Genomic DNA, 16,775 nt, shown 5'->3' on the forward strand with positions numbered 1-16,775 from the left:
GATGCGGACCATGGGCCCATGGGTCTTGGTCGATGGGTTCGCGGAAGGGTGCCGGGGCGATACCCGGAGTGGTACCGCGAGCGGCGCTCCTGGGAACTCGGTGAGGACGCCCGTGCCACGGTCCGTAAACTCCGGGCCCTGGTCAGCGAGCGCAGGCACGTGGTGGAGGCTTCCGGCAGGCCGGACGGCCAGGCGATTCTGGGTGCGGCCGACGAGGAGATCGACTGCGCGGAGCAGACCCTGACCTTCGACGAGCATCGCCGGGCGCCGCTCGGGTCTCATGTCACCGCGGCGCAGCTCCACTTGAACACCGCACGCCTGCTCTGGTTGAAGTCGTTCCTCTCGTCCCCCGCCGAGGTGGCTCCCTATCTTCCGGGACTCCTCGCCGTGGTCAGAGAACACCTGGCACGCGACGACCCACGCAGGGTTGCCACGGAAGTCGTGATGGAGAAGTACGCCCACCGACGGGCCATCGACGAGACGGATCTGGTCGTCGTCCTCGAATCCGTGGATGTCGCGTACAGCGTGACCTTGCGTGAGAAGCTCCGTGCGGGCAGTTTCGTGCGCATCGTCTGTGGGGTGGCCGCCTTTCTGTTCGTCCTGGCGGCAGGGGTGGCAGTACTGACGGCTTTCTTCCCGGACTCCGTTCCGCTGTGCTTCAACCCCTCACGGCAGAGTGCCGAGCCCGCCACGGATTCGAAGGTCCCTTATGCGATCGTCTGCCCCACGGCCAGTCAGGGCTCTCTCGACTCCACCGAACTCGACCAGAACTTCGCCGCCGTCACGTCATGGGGCGACTACGTCGTCGTGGAGATCGTCGGCCTGGTCGCCGCCGGAGTCGCGGCCGCGTCAGCGCTGCGGAATATCAGGGGTACGTCGACTACCTATCCGGTGCCGGTCGCCCTCGCTGCCTTGAAGCTCCCCGCGGGTGCCCTCACCGCCGTGCTCGGCCTTCTCCTCATGCGGGGCGGCTTCGTGCCGGGGCTCACCGCGCTGGATTCCTCGGCCCAGATCATCGCCTGGGCCGTCATCTTCGGATACTCCCAGGAACTCTTCACCAAATGGGTCGACCGGCAGGGCCAAAGGGTCCTGGAGTCGGTACGTGGTCCCCTGGATCCTCCGACCGCCGCCGGCCGCACGACCGTCGTCCCCGCAGCAGGGCCTGCACCCCGTGCCGGACCAGCAAGTTCCCGCTCGGCCGACGAGGAGGCCGAAGGGTGATCAGTCGGTCAGAACGGCGGGTACGTGGAGTCTGTCCCAGGAATTCCTGCCCGGAATGCCGTCCGCGTCCTTGCCCGAGAATCCCAGCTTCTGCTGCCACTTGACGTAGGAGGCCCGGTCGGCGTCGCTCCAGTGATCGTCGGGCCCGCCGGGGTAGGCCGAGCAGTGCTCCTCGATGAGGCGGTTGCCCATGGCCTCGATGATCGGGCTGGCCGTGTCCGGCGCGAAGAAGTCGGCACCCGGGAAGGGCTGGTACTCGCCGGAGGACTCCGGTGCGGAGACACGGACCCGCTGGCCTATCTGAATCACGTTCGGATTGGTGATCTCCGGATTCCACTTCAGGATCTGGTCCAGAGTCAGACCGTGTGTGGCGGCAATCTTGTTCAGGTTGTCGCCTTTCTTTACTACGTAGAATTTCGTTGCTGTCTCAGTCATGTGGCCCATTTTAATGGGGCCTTGATGATGCGCAAATGCAGAGTCATTTGGGGATTCAGCTATTTACGCATCAACTGCTCGGCGGGGTTCGACGCCGGGGCGGTAGTCGCTGCTGTCTGCACAGTTTCGCGCACGGTCGGCTGCCGGCGTATGTGGCCATGGCCTGCGGATCGGGCGGTTGTCGGACGGAACCCGGGGACGGGTTTCGCCCTCTTCGAGGTCGGCCGCCTCGCGTCGGAGGCCGCGGGCGCGCCCATGAGGTGAAGGTCGCGTACCGCTGACGCCGCTGGGCTGTGACGTGTACACATCAAATGTATAGTCCCTTCATGATCGACAACCCCCCTCCACTCGGCCTCCACAGACCCGGTACGCGTCAACGGCGGCATCGTGCGGCGGACCTCGGCGTCCGCAGCCGGCGAAATGCCGGTGCCTGATGTCGACTGCTCTTCACCCGGGGGAGTCGGGCGCCACGACCGCCGGCAAGTCGCCGCGCGTCGGGCGACGGTGGGACTGGCCCTTGCTGGTGGTCTGCGCCGTGTCCGGTATTCCGCTGCCGGTGGTTGACTGAAAAGCGTGAGCGGTGGAACGCTCGCGCCAACTGTCGTGATCGCATCAAGGTATTCCATTGCGCAACGACCATGGTGCGAAGCATCCGGATATCGATCCGAAACGGTAGGTGTTCTGGCCGCCGATCTCGGTGCGAGTTCCTTTACGGCGAGACATCATCACGACAAAGCACGTCAGCCGGAATGGGGCATTCCGCGAACCTGGTTGTGCCCTTGTCTACCTGGACCGGACCGTGCCTCACCCTCACCGTCCTCGGCGCCGCTACCGCATTTAGTTTCAGGCGATACCGTATTGGTTGAAGTAGTCTGGCCTCATGGCCGCCGACCTTCCTGCCCGAACCGCCGCCTCGCGTGCGACGGACCGCCCGGGGGACACCTCGCCTTTCGCTCTCGGCCTGCTTCTGCGCCGGGCGCACTGGCACGCGGCCTCGGTGATGGGGGAGGCGCTGCGGCCGTTCGGCATCGAGCTGCGGCACTTCGCGGTGCTGATCGTGCTCGTCAATCAGGGGCCCACGGTGCAGCGGGACCTGGCGGCGGCGACGGGGACGGACAAGGCCGGCATCATGCGGGTCGTGGATGACCTGGAGCGGAAGGGCCTGGCCGTACGGAAGGCCGTTCCGGGGGACCGGCGGGTCCGGGAGGTGGAGATCACGCCGCAGGGGCTGGAACTCTTCGACGCGGTCCATGTGGCGGCGGAGCCGCTCGCCGGACGTCTTGCCGCCGAACTGGGTTCCGGCGAGGTGGAGCAGCTGAGGGATCTGCTGACCCGGTTTGCCCATCCCGCGGACGACGAGGGATAAGCGCGCCGGCGCCGGCCCGGCCTCGGGCGACCCCTGGGACGAGCCCGAGCGCCGGTCCGCCTTCGGTGCGCAGCGCCACGACGCACTCGGTATCCCGCGCGAGGACCTGGAGGCCCGCCAGCGGGCCGCTTCCGCGAACCGGCGGTGCTTCGGCGCGCACGCTGCCCTGTTCCGCTGCATCGACCGCGGCCTGAGCCGCCCCCGATGGTCCGACGCCGGCATGTCGTGCCGCGGCGGCGTGCCGAAGGGCTGCGCAGCTGTCCGCAGACGGCCTGGGCGAAGTTCCACCGGACCGTCGCGGAGGTCCTGTCGCCCCCTGACGGACTCGTCCTCTCTGCGGCGTGGATCCGTCCGTACGGGCCGGGCGCCGCTCGGCCAGACGGTCACGTCCGTCGACGGCCTCCGGCGCCGCACCTCCGCGGCAGACGAGGGGACGGTTTCTCGCCTCGCCCACGTAACCGTTCAGATGGCATATTTCTGTACATAACCCCTGCGAAAGGTGTGCCATGAAGATCGCAGTCATCGGCGGTACCGGGCTGATCGGATCGCAGGTCGTCAAGGACCTGACGGCCGCCGGGCACGAGGCCGTACCGCACTCGAAGTCCACCGGCGTCGACGTCATCGGGGGCCAGGGACTGGACGAGGCGCTGGCGGGAGCCGACGTCGTCGTCAACCTGACGAACTCCCCGACCTTCGACGAGGCCTCGCCGGCCTTCTTCCAGACCTCGATGGACAACCTCCTGGCCGCGGCCCAACGGGGCGGCGTCGGCCACTTCGTCATCCTCTCGATCGTCGGCGTGGACCAGGTGCCGGAGATGGACTACTACCGGGCCAAGACGCTCCAGGAGCACCTCCTCGCGGACGGGCCGATCCCCTACTCGATCGTCCGGGCGACGCAGTTCATGGAGTTCATGGACGCCGTCATGTCCTGGACCTCCGACGCCGACACCGTCCGGCTGCCCGCCACGCCCATCCAGCCCATCGCCGCCGGGGACGTGGCCGCGGCGGTCGCCGAGGTCGCCGCGGGCCCCCCGCTCAACGGCATCCGCAACATCGCCGGCCCCGACATCTTCACCCTGGACGAGCTGGGCCGGCTCACCCTGTCCCACCAGGGCGACGACCGCACCGTCGTCGTCGACCCCACCGCCGGCATGTTCGCCGCGGTCAAGGGCGACGTCCTCACCGACAAGGACGCCCACCTCGCCCCCACCCACTACACAGACTGGCTCTCCTGATCCGGCCGTGCCGGGTCCCGCCCGGTTCCTCAGCCCGCGTTGAGTTCCGTCAGCTCGCCGAGCGGGAGCGTGTGCTGGGTGTGCAGGACCTTGGCGCGCAGGTAGCGGACGTTGTGGGCGGTGCGGAAGACACCGGTCGGGACGCGGTCGCGGACGGTGACGCCGAGGTCGCGCAGCTGCTCGGCCTTGTCGGGGTTGTTGGAGAGCAGGTCGAGCTCGGTGACGCCGAGAGCGGCCAGCATCTGGGCGGCGGCGGTGTAGTCGCGGCCGTCCTCGGGGAGGCCGAGGGCGGCGTTCGCCTCGTAGGTGTCGAGGCCCTGGTCCTGGAGGGCGTAGGCGTCGAGCTTGTTGTAGAGGCCGATGCCGCGTCCCTCCTGGCGCAGGTAGAGCAGGATGCCACCGCGCTCCGAGATGCGCTCGACGGCCTCGCGCAGCTGGGGTCCGCAGTCGCAGCGGGCCGAGCCGAAGACGTCGCCGGTCAGGCACTCGGAGTGCAGCCGGACCAGCGGGAGCGTGCCGGGGGCGGGATCGCCGAGGACGACGGCCAGATGTTCCTGGCCGTCGGTGAGGCCATGGAAAGTGACGAGGTCGGAGTTGACGCTGTAGCCATCGGTGAAACGCAGCGGAACCCGGACGCGGGCGCGCTGGGTGGCGGCGGGGAAGTCTGGCATCGGGTTCTCCTGTGTCCGGGTGGAGGACGGTAGCGGCCTCTGCTTCAGATTTGAAGCAGATCCACGGCTGGAACCCTATCCATGTTTTAAATTTGAAGCAACAGGATTCCGCGGGAATATCCGCGAGGTCTCACGGCGGGCCGGGGCCTTACGAGGGACCCGAACAGGGCGACGACCGCCGCCGCCAGGGAACCTCGTCGGAGGTCGGCCGCGGGGTCGTCGCGTCACCCTCCAGCGCCCGCGCGATCACCGAGCTGATCTCCTCCAGCTGGGTCACCTGCTCGGCGGAGAGATGGTCGAACACCGCCGCCCGTACCGTCTCCACATGCCCCGGCGCGGCACGCTCCAGCACCGCCAGGCCCTCGTCGGTCAGCAGCGCGAAGCTGCTGCGTTTGTCCCACTGGCAGTCCTCGCGCCGGATCAGCCCGTCCTTCTCCAGCCGGGTCACCGCGTACGTCAGCCGGCTCCGGGTGATCTTCGACTTCTCGGCGAGGTCGGTCATGCGGAGCTTGCGCTCCGGCGCCTCGGAGAGACTGACGAGGATGCCGTAGTACAGATGCGGCATGCCGGCGTCCTGCTGGAGCTGCCGGTCCATCGCGTCGTCCAGGAGGTGCGTCGCCGAGACGTAGGCGCGCCAGGCGCTCTGCTCCTTCGGCGTCAGCCAGCGAGTCGTCATGCAGCCAGTGTAGGTTTGTTTCAAAGTTTAACCAAGCCTGCCCGTCGCCCTCGGGAGTGAGCACGTCCGATGCCGTACCCCTACGTCCTGCTGTCCGCCGCCGTCTCCCTCGACGGCTACCTCGACGACACCGGCCCCGAACGGCTGCTGCTCTCGTCCCCGGCCGACTTCGACCGCGTCGACGAGGTACGGGCCGGCGTCGACGCGATCCTGATCGGCGCCGGCACCATCCGCGCGGACAACCCGCGGCTCCTGGTCAACGACCCCGGGCGGCGCGCGGCCCGGGTCGCCGCGGGCAGGCCCGAGTACCCCCTCAAGGTCACGGTCACCGCGACCGGCGACCTTGACCCGGACGCGAAGTTCTGGCACACCGGCGGCGAGAAGGTCGTGTACACGACGGAGACGGGCGCGGCGCGGATCCGGGGCCTCGGTATCGCCGCGGACGTCGTCTCCCTCGGCGCCGACCTCGACTGGCCCGCGCTGCTGACGGATCTACGCGAGGCGCGGTCGGTCGGCCGGCTGATGGTCGAGGGCGGCGGCACCGTCCACACCCAGCTCCTCCAGCAGGGCCTGGCCGACGAACTCCAGCTGGTCCTGGCCCCGCTCTTCGTCGGCGACCCGAAGGCATCGCGCCTGTTCGGCCCGGGCGGGTACCAGGCCGGGCGGCTGCGGCTGCTGGAGAGCCGCCGTATCGAGGACGTCGTCCTGATGCGGTACGAGCCCACCGCGCCCGGCGCGGGTGCGACGGCGTCCGCCGCGGACCGGCACTGGCTGCGGCTCGCCTGCGAGCTGGCGGCGGACTGCCCGCCCTCTGGGACCGCGTTCAGCGTCGGCGCGGTGGTGGTCGCGGCCGACGGCACGGAACTGGCCCGTGGCCACTCCCGGGAGGCCGGTGACCCCGTCGTCCACGCGGAGGAGGCGGCCCTGGCCAAGATCCCCCCGGCCGACCCCCGGCTGGCCACGGCCACCGTCTACACCAGCCTCGAACCCTGCACCCACCGCGCCTCCCGGCCGCACCCCTGCGCCGAGCTGATCCTCCGGGCCGGGGTACGGCGGGTGGTGACGGCGTGGCGCGAGCCGGACACCTTCGTCGAGGCGGCCGACGGGACGGGGATGCTGCGGGAGACGGGGGTGGCGGTGCTGGTGCTGGACCAGTACGAGGACCTGGCGAAGACCCCGAACGCGCACCTGCTGGGCTGACCTCCCTCAACCCGTGTGACTCTCCCCCTTCGGATGGCGTATGCTGGTGTCAACGACGCGGGGTGGAGCAGCTCGGTAGCTCGCTGGGCTCATAACCCAGAGGTCGCAGGTTCAAATCCTGTCCCCGCTACTGAAGAATCAGGGCCGGAATCCAAGAACGAGGATTCCGGCCCTGAGTCGTATACCGGGTCCTATACCGGCACGTGTTCCACATCACATCCGTCCGCACTCATCCGCCCGGCCCACACCACTCGCCGCCGCTCGCTCGCAACCGCAAACCTGGACGGACACGCATTGGACACCTGGGACATATGGGGAGTCGCACCGTGGCCCCTGGAGAGGCGCAGGAGGACGGGTCCGCAGCCGTCCGCACCCTGGCCCGCTTCCTGCCCGTCCTGCTGATCGTCGCCGGCGTCTGCTACGACTTCCTCACCCCGAGGGCCTTCACGGCCGTCCCGTTCTTCACGGCCGCCCCGCTGATCGCCGCGCCCCTCACCTCGCTGCGCACCACCGTCCTGACCGGCCTCGCCTCCTTCCTCGCCGCCTACGCCGTGCACGCCCGCTTCGACTTCGGCCCGAACGTCGACACGGTCACCGAGGTCCTCACCGTGGTCACCGTCGCCGCCCTCGCCGCCGGCATCAACCGGATCGTGCGCCTCGGTGACCAGCGCCTGGCCTCCGCCCGCGAGATCGCCGAGGCCGCCCAGCGGGCGGTCCTGCCCGAGCCCGCCGAGCGGATCGGCGGCTTCGAGATCGCGGCCCGCTACGAGGCGGCCCAGGAGGGCGCCTTCATCGGCGGTGACCTGTACGCGATCCAGGACACCCCGTACGGCGTGCGGCTGGTCGTCGGCGACGTCCGCGGCAAGGGTATGGGTGCGGTCGCCGCCGTCGCCGTGGTCATCGGCGCGTTCCGGGAGGCCGCCGAGCAGGAGGCCACGCTGGAGGCGGTGGCGGGGCGGCTGGAGCGGGCGCTGGCCCGCGAGGGCGTCCGGCGCGGCGGCCTCGACGCGGTCGAGGGGTTCACCACCGCCGTACTCGCCGAACTCCCGCGCGGCGACGGCACGGTGCGGGTCGTCAACCGCGGCCATCCGCCGCCCCTGCTGCTGCACGGCGACGGCAAGGTGTGCCCGGTACGGGGGCCCGAGGCCGCGCTGCCGCTCGGGATGGCCGAGTTGGGGGCCTGGCCGGACCGGGCCGCCGAGCACGCGTTCCCGAGCGGGGCCACGCTGCTGCTGCACACCGACGGCCTCTCCGAGGCGCGGGACGCGCACGGCCGGTTCTACGACCCCGAGCGGCGGCTGGCCGGCCGTGTCGTCACCGCCCCCGGCGCGCTGCTGGCCCGGCTCGCGGCCGAGGTGCGCCGGCACACCGGCGGTGGCATGACGGACGACATGGCGCTGCTCGCCGTACGACGGCCCTGAGCGCGATCACCCCGCCGTTCTGGGGATTGTCACCCTCGGTGCGCGGACGACCGCCCTCCGCATAACGTCTGAGTCACCATCAAAACGCGTGTGACTCCTGAGCTGGACAGAACGCAGGGTCAAGTCGACCGTTTTTGACCGTTCATGGCGGTTAAGTCCAAGCTTTGAAAGCTTAATGATCAAGGCGAACAGCTTGGAATCTGGCAGCCGGGTCTATTAACGTTCGATAACGCAGCGCGGTCGTCCCAGCCGTCACCCGCGACGGCTCCGCGCGCACGCGCCGAATCCCGCAAGGGAACCGGGGAACCACCACCTTGGGGTGAATCGCACGGCTGCCGCCGGGTACGAAACGGCCGGTATACGCGCGTAGGAGACCTTCCCGCTCCGAACCCGTCAGCTAACCCGGTAGGCAGCGGAAGGAAAGGAGTGCGCCCGCGTGGCGTCCAACCGGCCTGCTCCGACAGCCCCGTTCGTGCCCAGCCAGCGTCAACCCGAGACCTTCGGCTACGGCGCCTACCGCACCGACGAGGGCCCCTGGGAGGAGTGGAACCCCACCGAGGAGTCCCTCGCCCCGGTACGCGGCCGGCACCGGGTCGCCAAGCAGCGCGGCGGCGGACTCGCCCGCAGCTCCACGGTCCTCGGCGTCGGCGTCATCGCCGCCGTCGGCGCGGGCGGCATGGCCAGCGCCAACACCGGCAAGCCGCCGGTCTCCATCTCCCTGCCCGACCTGCCGTCCTCCGTCGACTCCCTGCTCGGCGAGGACGGCGGCCACCAGGCCGTCCAGACCGCGCTCAGCAGCGTCACCACGACGACCGCCACCGACTCGGACTCCTCCGACTCCTCGGCCGACGCCGGTGAGGCGCTGCGCAGCCGGATCATCGCCCAGGCCGAGCAGCAGCAGACCCAGCTCGACGTCAAGGCCACCGCCAAGGCCGTGGCCGCCGCCGACAAGGCGGTCTCCGACGCGGAGGCCAAGGCGGAGAAGGCGGCGGCCGCCAAGGCCGCCGACGCCAAGGAGCAGGCGCAGGCCGCCGAGAAGGCGCAGGCCGAGCAGAAGCGGCTCGCCGCGCTGGCCAAGCAGTACACGCTGCCGGTCGTCTCCTACACGATCACCGGCACCTTCGGGCAGGCCGGCTCGATGTGGGCCTCCGGCTACCACACCGGGCTCGACTTCGCCGCTCCCACCGGCACGATCATCAAGGCCGTGCACAGCGGCACCGTCACGGAGGCCGGCTGGGCCGGCTCGTACGGCTACCGCACCATCCTCACCCTCGACGACGGCACCGAGCTGTGGTTCTGCCACCAGTCCTCGATCGGCGTCAAGGTCGGCCAGAAGGTCGCCACCGGTGACGTCATCGGCCGCGTCGGCGCCACCGGCAACGTCACTGGCCCGCACCTCCACCTGGAGGTCCACCCCGGCGGTCAGGCCACCGGCATCGACCCGATGACCTGGCTGCGCGGCAAGGGCCTCAACCCCTGACGGACCCCACTGATCCCCGGCGGCCCTGACGACAACCCCCCGACGTCAGGGCTGCCGGTTCGGTGTGTCCACGGGCCCCGGGTGCATTCCGCTTTTACGAGAACTTCGCGTTGCGTCGGCATGGGCGCACCGGCAGCCGGTGTTGAACTGAGGCATGACGCCTTCTTCCGGTTCTTCCGGTTCTTCCGCTTCCCGCTCCCTCCGTAAGCTCGGCTCCTCCGACCTGGAGGTCTTTCCGCTCTGCCTGGGCGGCAACGTCTTCGGCTGGACCGCCGACGAGGCCGCCTCCTTCGCCGTCCTCGACGCGTACACGGCCGCCGGCGGCAACTTCGTGGACACCGCCGACTCGTACACGGCCTGGATCGAGGGCCACAAGGGCGGCGAGTCCGAGACCGTCATCGGCAAGTGGGTCAAGGCGCGCGGCAACCGCGACGACGTCGTGATCGCGACGAAGGTCAGCCAGCACCCCGACTACCCGGGCCTGTCGGGCGCCAACATCAAGGCCGCCGCCGACGCGTCCCTGCGCCGCCTGGGCACCGACTACATCGACCTGTACTACACCCACTTCGACAAGCCCGAGATCCCGGTCGAGGAGATCATCGGCGCCCTGGACGAACTGGTGCGGGCGGGCAAGGTCCGGCACATCGCCGCCTCCAACATCACCGCCGAGCGGCTCCAGGAGTCCCTGGACCTCTCCGACCGCGAGGGCCTCGCCCGGTACGTCGCCCTCCAGCCCCACTACAACCTGGTCTCCCGCGACACCTACGAGGGCCCCCTCCAGGAGCTGGCCTCCCGCACCGGCCTCGCGGCGGTCCCGTACTTCTCCCTGGCCGCCGGCTTCCTCACCGGCAAGTACCGCCCCGGCACGACGGTCGACAGCGCCCGCGCGGGCCGCGCTGCCCAGTACCTGGAGACCGAGCGGGGCCGGCAGGTCCTGGCCGCCCTGGACGAGATCGCCGAGGCCCACTCCGCCCCGGTCCCCACGGTCGCCCTGGCCTGGCTGGCGGCCCAGCCCACCGTCACGGCCCCCATCGCCTCGGCCCGCACCCTGGACCAGCTCCCGGCCCTGCTGGGCGTGGCGGACCTGGAGCTGACGGAGCAGGAACTGACCCGGCTCACGGCGGCTTCCGCCTGACGGCCGCTTTCCCGCCAGGGCCTGTGCGGCGGATCAGGTCGCAGGAGAACAACGGCACATCATCAGCGCCGGTGAGTCCCGCGTCTGCGGCATGATCTGCCGGACAGGCCCTAACCCGGCCCTAACCCCGGTACGGGTTGTAGGACGGATACGGCACAGCCGCCCCGTACCACCCGGGTGCCCCGTAGGCCGGTGGCGCGTAGCCCGGCCAGCCGTTCGGGGCGGCTGTGCGGGCCGCGTAGTCGAGGGCGGGGCGGACCAGTTCGCGTCGGCTGCGCAGCTCCGTCAGCAGCTGCCGCTCCCGCACCACGAAGTCGGCGCCCGCCCGCCCCCGCTGCCCCCGGCGGCGCAGCAGGGCGAGCGTCGTCGCGTACGCCTCGTACTCGGCGACCGCCCGCCCGGCCGGCTTGCCGAAGTGGTACGCGGCGTACTCCCTGGCCATCTGCCGCGCCCGCATCGACCCCAGGACGAACGGCTCGGCCGCCCCCAGCCACCCGGCGTACACATACGCCGGCAACTCCTCCCGTACGGTCCGCAGCTCCCGCTGCCGTGTCCAGATCGCCAGCCAGGTCAGCAGCCCGAACACCGGCACCATGAACGTGCCGTACACGGCGAAGAACCCGTACTGCCCGAAGGTCGACGACCCGTTCCAGAACGCGTGCATGCTCATCGCGAGCAGCATTCCGGCGAGCGGTACGAGAACGCGCCGCACCCGCTGCGCCTCCCCGGAGAACGCGGCGATGCCGAACCCTATGCCGGTGAGGACGGTGAACAGGGGGTGCGCGAAGGGGGACATGACGATGCGCACGAAGAACGTCGCGGCGGTGACGGAGGCGATGCCGGTGTCGCCGCTCAGCTGGTCGGTCCCGAAGGCCGTACCGAGGTAGAGGATGTTCTCGGTGAACGCGAAGCCGGTGGCGGTGACCCCGGCTATCACCACCCCGTCGACGATCCCGGTGAAGTCCCTTCTGCGGAACAGGAAGACCAGGAGCACGGCCGCGGCCTTGGCGGACTCCTCGACGACCGGCGCTATCACGGTCGCCCCGAGCGTGTCCGCGCTGCTCGGATCCGCCGTCGCCGTCGCTATCCACCGCGTCGCGAAGCTGTTGGCGACGATCGCTATCAGCGCGGCCGCACACGCCCCCCAGGCGAACGCGAACAGCAGGTTCCGCCAGGGCCCGGGCTGGACCCGGTCGAGCCAGCGGAACGCGCCTATGAGCAGCGGCACGGGCAGCACCGCCAGGCCGAGCCCGACGAGAAAGCCCTCCGTGCCCGTCTGCTCCCGCACCAGCGCGAGGATGACCAGGCCGGAGAGGGCGAGCAGGGTGCTCAGCGCCCCGTACCGCACCCAGCGCCGCTGCCACCAGCGGGGATGCCGCAGCCCGTCGCCGGCGGGGTCCGGGGGATACGACGGGTACGACGGGTACGGCGGCGGGAAGGTGGCCACGGCATCGACCCTAACGAGGTGACTCCAGTCGGTGCTGATCGCCCTGCTGCACCGGATGCTGTACGCGACGGAAGAGCAGATCGTTCACCACATGTCCCTTGTCCAGCCCCTGCCCCTCGAAACGGGTCAGCGGCCGGTACCCGGGACGCGCCGCGAAACCGCCCCCGGTCTGGGTGTTCTCGAACGCCGGGTGCGCGTCGAGCACTTCGAGCATCTGCTCGGCGTACGGCTCCCAGTCCGTCGCACAGTGCACGATCGCCCCCGGCCTGAGCCGGGTCGCGGCGAGGTCGAGGAACTCGGGCTGGATCAGCCGCCGCTTGTGGTGCCGCTTCTTGGGCCAGGGGTCCGGGAAGTACACCCGCAGCCCGTCCAGCGAGTCGGGCGTGAGCATCTCCCGGAGCAGGATGATCGCGTCCCCGTTGCCGACCCGGATGTGGGACAGCCCGTTCTGGTCGGCGAGGTTGAGCAGGTTCCCCTGCCCCGGCGTGTGCACGTCGACGGCGAGGATGTTGGTGTCCGGGTCCCCGGCGGCCATCTGCGCGGTCGCCTCACCCATCCCGAACCCGATCTCCAGGACGACGGGGTTGCCGTTGCCGAACAGCTCACCGAGATCGATGACGTGCTGACCGTCGATGTCCAGCCCCCACTTGGGCCACAGCCGCTGCAGGGCGTCGGCCTGCCCGGCGGTCACCCGGCTCCGCCGTGGCTGGAAGCTGCGGATCCGCCGCTCGAAGTGCGATCCGGCCGGATCCGCGCTGGGCCCGTCCGGGAACCGCGGCTCCCCCTTGACCCGGGTGTGCCGGACGGACACACCGGGAGCATGCGGGGAGCCCACGCCGGGGACGGTCTCGGCGGGCCGGGGGGTCTCTGGGGCATTGAGCGAGTCAGACACAGTGGAGTCGATTTTACGGCCCGTGCGGGACGGGGTGGCCGGGTCGGGCCCGGGTCACACCGAGCCCAGCATCTCCAGTGCCCGGCGCGCCACCTCCCGCCCGATCGGCAGCGAGGCCGTCGCCGCCGGCGAGGGCGCGTTCAGCACGTGCACGGTCCGGGCGCCCTCCTTGATCAGGAAGTCGTCGACCAGCGAGCCGTCCCGCAGCACGGCCTGCGCCCGCACCCCGGCCGCCGCCGGCACCAGGTCCGCTTCCGTCACGGCCGGCAGCAGCCGCCGTACGGCCGCCGTGAACGCCCGCTTCGACACCGACCGCCGCAGCTCCCCGCCCCCGTACCGCCAGTGCCGCCGCGCCAGCGCCCACGCCCCCGGCCAGGCCAGCGTGCCCGCGATCTCCCGGGGCCGTACGACCCCCCACCCGTACCCCTCCCGGGCCAGCGCCGGCACCGCGTTGGGCCCGATGTGCACGCCGCCGTCGATGCCCCGGGTGAGATGCACCCCGAGGAACGGGAACGCCGGATCCGGCACCGGGTACACCAGCCCCCGCACCAGCTCCCGCCGCGCCAGCTCGTAGTACTCCCCACGGAACGGCACGATCCGCATCCCCGGCTCGTCCCCGGCCAGCCGGGCGATCTCGTCGCAGTACAGCCCGGCGCAGTTCACCAGGACGCGCCCGCGTACGACGTCTCCGCGCGCGGTGAGCACGGCCACGCCCCGCCCCGGCCGCCGGTCGATGCGCTCGACCCGGGCCCCGTAGCGGATCTCCGCCCCCGAGGCCTCTCCGAGCTGCCGGGCGACTCCCGCGAAGTCGCACACACCGGTCGTCCCCACGTGTATGGCGGCGAGCCCCCGCACCTCGGGCTCGTACTCCGCGATCTGGGCGGCCCCCAGCTCCCGCACGGGTATCCCGTTCTCCCGGCCGCGCTGCACGAGCGCGTGCAGCCGGGGCAGCTCGGCCCGCTCGGTGGCGACGATCAGCTTGCCGGTGACGGCGTGCGCGACGCCGTACTCCGCGCAGAACTTGACCATCTCGGCGGCACCCTTGACGGCGTACCGCGCCTTGAGCGACCCGGGCCGGTAGTAGATACCGCTGTGGATGACCCCGCTGTTCCGCCCGGTCTGGTGCCGTGCGGCCCCGGCTTCCTTCTCCAGCACGGTGACCCGGGTACCGGGCGCGGCCCGGCTGATCGCGTACGCCGTGGACAGCCCGACGATCCCACCCCCGACGACGAGCACATCACAGTCATGAGCAACCCCGGCAGACACCTGCACCACCTCCCACGCTCGATAGTGCACTGCGCCACTGACAGCCACTTCAAACGCGGGGGCCGCGGGGCTGTATTCGATCTGCGGCTGCCGCCGCGTGGGAGCGAACAGCCCCCACGCACCCGCACACGCCACACGACCCGAGCCCGGCAGACGGCTAGACGCCCCTCACGCCGGCGCCATCAGCAGTGGTCGAGCCCGCTCCCGCAGCTCCACCACCCTCGGCTCGTCCCCGTACGGTTCCAGCCGGTGCAGCAGATCCTTCACGTACTCGGTCGTCCGCGCCGACGAGATCCGCCCGGCCACCTCCACGGCCCGCACCCCCTGCTCGCACGCCGCGTCGAGGTTTCCGGACTCCAGTTCGGCGACAGCGGAGACGACCAGCCGCAGCCCGTGCGACCGTACGAACTCCTCCGTCGGCTTCGACAGCGCCTGCTCCGTGAACCGCCGCACCTGCCGCGGTGCCTTCAGGTCCCGGTAGCACTCGGCGGCATCGGCGGCGAACCGGTCGTATCCGTAGAAACCGAGCCAGGAGGGATCGTTGTCCCCCTCCCGCGCCCGCTCCAGCCATCCCTCCGCGGCCTTCAGCGCGGCCCCCGCCGCCTGCGCGTCACCCGCACGCGCGTGTGCCCGTGCCTCGACCAGCCGGAAGAAGCTCATGGTCCGCGCGGTGGCCAGCCCCCGGTTGCGCTCGACGGCCGCCTGCGCGAGATCGACGCCCTCGTCGCCGAACCCGCGGTACGTCGCCTGCAACGACATCGATGCCAGGACATACCCGCCGAGCGGCACGTCCGCCGCCGCGCGGGCGAGCCGCAGCGCCTGGATGTAGTACCGCTGCGCGGCCTCCTGCTGTCCCGTGTCGAAGGCCATCCACCCGGCGAGCCGGGTCAGTTCGGCGCTCGCCCCGAACAGCGCCCGCCCGACTTCGTCGGAGTACGCGCCGAGCAGCAGCGGTGCCGCCTCCACTCGTAAACACTCCGGCACCATCGAGGAACGCCAGTCGCCGCCTCCGTACTTGGAGTCCCAGCGCCTGGCGTCCTCGGCGGCCTCCCGCAGCTTCTGCACATCGCTGTGGCCGACTTTGAGCGGTGCGCCGGAGGCCTCGGCGGTGTTCGCCTCGCGCGCGACCGAACTGTCGGCGGGGGTTATCAGCCAGCGCGAGGCAGGCGTTGCGTACGCGCTTACTGCGAACGATCCGGCCAGCGACTGCCAGATGCCGCCGGAGCCGGCCCGGCGGCCGGCGAGGTCGAGCCGGTACAGCTCGGTGGCCGAGCGCACCGCCTGTCCTACGTCCCTGGGAAAGGCGAGGCCCACTTCGGGCGCGGGATCCGCGTCCGCCAGGCCGATCTCGTGGAGCGGCACCGGGCGACCGAGCTTCTGGCCGATCGCGGCCGCGATGAGATGCGGCGCGGCGCCCTGCGGCACCATGCCCTTCGACACCCAGCGCGCCACCGACGTCTTGTCGTAGCGAAGAGTCAACCCGCGTTGAGCGCCAAGATCGTTGACGCGTCGCGCGAGTCCTGCGTTGCTGATTCCCGCGAGGGCGAGAACGGTGCCGAGTTTTTCGTTCGGCCCGCGTTGCTCCCTGGACATGCGCCACCCCTCGACACAGACGGCTGCCGCGGTGGCATAACCACGCGGCATTCGTAAACCCAGCGTAGTTCGCCGCATCCCAAGCGTTAAGGGGCATTGTTCCGGATGGCGGGATTGTGGTCCGTACGCGAGTGCGGCCCATATACGCACCGTGCACGGCCTGTCGCGTCGTGCCCCCGCCGTGTGGCCGTGCGCCTGTCCGTGCGCTCTTCTCCAGCCATCGGGGGAGCGGTTCCATGGTCGGTGCGTGGGTCGGCCCGCTGTACTGGATCCAGTGGGCTGGGGGACACCGCCACCTCAATCCCCGCGGGTGGCGGACCGGTCCGGGAGGCGATGCCCGCCTCCCGGACTGTGCGCGTTCGAGCACACGGGCGTGCGGTGCGCAAAGCATGTACGGAGCGTGCGCACCGCCGCGTCGACCTCGCCGAATTGGCCGAAAATCGACCCCTCCTTCTGTGGGCGATCAACGCTCCTACCATGGGAATTGAGGGCGCGAAGGGCGTTCTGGGGGAGCGTTCGGGGGCGCATTCGCGTCGCAGTCGCCTTGTGCCGTACGGCGGTTCGCGTCTTCCGCGGCTCTGCCGCGACTCTTCCACAGCACGCGCGCGTGGGCCGGTCCTGCGGCAACTCCGTGAAATCTTCCGAGGATCAAAGGCGGCCCCACCGCCCCTCCGGAGCGCGTCCTTCATGGCAGCATGGGGATCCAGTTCGTACCGTGCATGGTTGTCCACAGCCTG

General features: G+C 70.6%; 14 protein-coding genes, 1 tRNA gene and 1 riboswitch. Of the genes, 8 read left to right on the plus strand and 7 right to left on the minus strand.

Annotated features, from left to right (window positions below; all coding sequences use genetic code 11):
• Positions 1 to 48: 48 nt before the first annotated feature.
• Positions 49 to 1,221 (plus strand): hypothetical protein, encoded by a 1,173-nt coding sequence (locus ACGFZQ_RS41435; RefSeq protein WP_393844755.1) that lies wholly within the window; start codon positions 49 to 51, stop codon positions 1,219 to 1,221.
• Here the strand turns inward: ACGFZQ_RS41435 and ACGFZQ_RS41440 are convergent, their stop codons facing one another.
• Positions 1,222 to 1,656, minus strand: coding sequence for a peptidoglycan-binding protein (locus ACGFZQ_RS41440; RefSeq protein WP_393844756.1), 435 nt, complete (start codon positions 1,654 to 1,656; stop codon positions 1,222 to 1,224). It abuts the gene before it with no gap.
• A gap of 880 nt (positions 1,657 to 2,536) precedes the next feature.
• Here ACGFZQ_RS41440 and ACGFZQ_RS41445 point away from each other — a divergent pair.
• Together ACGFZQ_RS41445 and ACGFZQ_RS41450 are read left to right on the plus strand one after the other, a co-directional pair.
• Positions 2,537 to 3,022 (plus strand): MarR family winged helix-turn-helix transcriptional regulator, encoded by a 486-nt coding sequence (locus ACGFZQ_RS41445; protein ID WP_393844757.1) that lies wholly within the window; start codon positions 2,537 to 2,539, stop codon positions 3,020 to 3,022.
• A 506-nt stretch (positions 3,023 to 3,528) separates the two neighbouring features.
• The gene (locus tag ACGFZQ_RS41450) at positions 3,529 to 4,257 is read left to right on the plus strand and encodes an SDR family oxidoreductase (RefSeq protein ID WP_393844758.1); all 729 of its coding nucleotides are present in this window, start codon (positions 3,529 to 3,531) and stop codon (positions 4,255 to 4,257) included.
• Between the two features lie 29 nt (positions 4,258 to 4,286).
• Here the strand turns inward: ACGFZQ_RS41450 and ribA are convergent, their stop codons facing one another.
• Together ribA and ACGFZQ_RS41460 are read right to left on the minus strand one after the other, a co-directional pair.
• The gene (gene ribA / locus ACGFZQ_RS41455; protein ID WP_393844759.1) at positions 4,287 to 4,928 is read right to left on the minus strand and encodes a GTP cyclohydrolase II; all 642 of its coding nucleotides are present in this window, start codon (positions 4,926 to 4,928) and stop codon (positions 4,287 to 4,289) included.
• A 148-nt stretch (positions 4,929 to 5,076) separates the two neighbouring features.
• Positions 5,077 to 5,604: a MarR family winged helix-turn-helix transcriptional regulator gene (locus tag ACGFZQ_RS41460; RefSeq protein ID WP_393844760.1), complete on the minus strand. Its 528-nt coding sequence runs from the start codon at positions 5,602 to 5,604 to the stop codon at positions 5,077 to 5,079.
• Positions 5,605 to 5,673: 69 nt separating this feature from the next.
• Here ACGFZQ_RS41460 and ACGFZQ_RS41465 point away from each other — a divergent pair, with 69 nt between their 5' ends.
• From ACGFZQ_RS41465 to ACGFZQ_RS41485, 5 genes are all read left to right on the plus strand, one after another.
• Positions 5,674 to 6,804 (plus strand): dihydrofolate reductase family protein, encoded by a 1,131-nt coding sequence (locus ACGFZQ_RS41465; protein WP_393844761.1) that lies wholly within the window; start codon positions 5,674 to 5,676, stop codon positions 6,802 to 6,804.
• A 56-nt stretch (positions 6,805 to 6,860) separates the two neighbouring features.
• A tRNA-Met gene (locus ACGFZQ_RS41470) sits at positions 6,861 to 6,934 on the plus strand.
• A 181-nt stretch (positions 6,935 to 7,115) separates the two neighbouring features.
• Positions 7,116 to 8,225, plus strand: a complete 1,110-nt coding sequence (locus tag ACGFZQ_RS41475) for a PP2C family protein-serine/threonine phosphatase (protein WP_393844762.1) — start codon at positions 7,116 to 7,118, stop codon at positions 8,223 to 8,225.
• 268 nt (positions 8,226 to 8,493) lie between these two features.
• Positions 8,494 to 8,654: riboswitch (cyclic di-AMP (ydaO/yuaA leader) on the plus strand.
• Between the two features lie 7 nt (positions 8,655 to 8,661).
• On the plus strand, positions 8,662 to 9,705 hold the full coding sequence (locus tag ACGFZQ_RS41480) for a M23 family metallopeptidase (RefSeq protein WP_393844763.1): 1,044 nt from the start codon (positions 8,662 to 8,664) through the stop codon (positions 9,703 to 9,705).
• 154 nt (positions 9,706 to 9,859) lie between these two features.
• On the plus strand, positions 9,860 to 10,840 hold the full coding sequence (locus tag ACGFZQ_RS41485) for an aldo/keto reductase (RefSeq protein ID WP_393844764.1): 981 nt from the start codon (positions 9,860 to 9,862) through the stop codon (positions 10,838 to 10,840).
• Positions 10,841 to 10,961: 121 nt separating this feature from the next.
• Here the strand turns inward: ACGFZQ_RS41485 and ACGFZQ_RS41490 are convergent, their stop codons facing one another.
• The 4 genes from ACGFZQ_RS41490 to ACGFZQ_RS41505 form a co-directional block, all read right to left on the minus strand.
• Positions 10,962 to 12,287, minus strand: a complete 1,326-nt coding sequence (locus ACGFZQ_RS41490) for a PrsW family intramembrane metalloprotease (protein WP_393844765.1) — start codon at positions 12,285 to 12,287, stop codon at positions 10,962 to 10,964.
• A 10-nt stretch (positions 12,288 to 12,297) separates the two neighbouring features.
• The gene (gene trmB, locus ACGFZQ_RS41495) at positions 12,298 to 13,179 is read right to left on the minus strand and encodes a tRNA (guanosine(46)-N7)-methyltransferase TrmB (RefSeq protein ID WP_393844766.1); all 882 of its coding nucleotides are present in this window, start codon (positions 13,177 to 13,179) and stop codon (positions 12,298 to 12,300) included.
• A gap of 54 nt (positions 13,180 to 13,233) precedes the next feature.
• Positions 13,234 to 14,454 (minus strand): L-2-hydroxyglutarate oxidase, encoded by a 1,221-nt coding sequence (lhgO, locus tag ACGFZQ_RS41500; RefSeq protein ID WP_393844767.1) that lies wholly within the window; start codon positions 14,452 to 14,454, stop codon positions 13,234 to 13,236.
• Between the two features lie 159 nt (positions 14,455 to 14,613).
• Complete coding sequence (locus ACGFZQ_RS41505; protein WP_351713581.1) at positions 14,614 to 16,038, minus strand: MFS transporter; 1,425 nt, start codon at positions 16,036 to 16,038, stop codon at positions 14,614 to 14,616.
• Positions 16,039 to 16,775 lie beyond the last annotated feature (737 nt).

The sequence above is a fragment of the Streptomyces sp. NPDC048254 genome, assembly GCF_043201895.1.
In the GTDB taxonomy this organism is placed as follows: domain Bacteria; phylum Actinomycetota; class Actinomycetes; order Streptomycetales; family Streptomycetaceae; genus Streptomyces.

Bases quoted from the DNA above. Each gene is read 5' to 3' on its own strand.
- ACGFZQ_RS41465 (WP_393844761.1), top strand. From the start codon at position 5,674: ATGCCGTACCCCTACGTCCTGCTGTCCGCCGCCGTCTCCCTCGACGGC.
- ACGFZQ_RS41440 (WP_393844756.1), bottom strand. From the start codon at position 1,656: ATGACTGAGACAGCAACGAAATTCTACGTAGTAAAGAAAGGCGACAAC.
- ribA (WP_393844759.1), bottom strand. From the start codon at position 4,928: ATGCCAGACTTCCCCGCCGCCACCCAGCGCGCCCGCGTCCGGGTTCCG.
- ACGFZQ_RS41485 (WP_393844764.1), top strand. From the start codon at position 9,860: ATGACGCCTTCTTCCGGTTCTTCCGGTTCTTCCGCTTCCCGCTCCCTC.
- ACGFZQ_RS41505 (WP_351713581.1), bottom strand. From the start codon at position 16,038: ATGTCCAGGGAGCAACGCGGGCCGAACGAAAAACTCGGCACCGTTCTC.
- ACGFZQ_RS41460 (WP_393844760.1), bottom strand. From the start codon at position 5,604: ATGACGACTCGCTGGCTGACGCCGAAGGAGCAGAGCGCCTGGCGCGCC.
- ACGFZQ_RS41475 (WP_393844762.1), top strand. From the start codon at position 7,116: ATGGGGAGTCGCACCGTGGCCCCTGGAGAGGCGCAGGAGGACGGGTCC.
- ACGFZQ_RS41450 (WP_393844758.1), top strand. From the start codon at position 3,529: ATGAAGATCGCAGTCATCGGCGGTACCGGGCTGATCGGATCGCAGGTC.
- ACGFZQ_RS41445 (WP_393844757.1), top strand. From the start codon at position 2,537: ATGGCCGCCGACCTTCCTGCCCGAACCGCCGCCTCGCGTGCGACGGAC.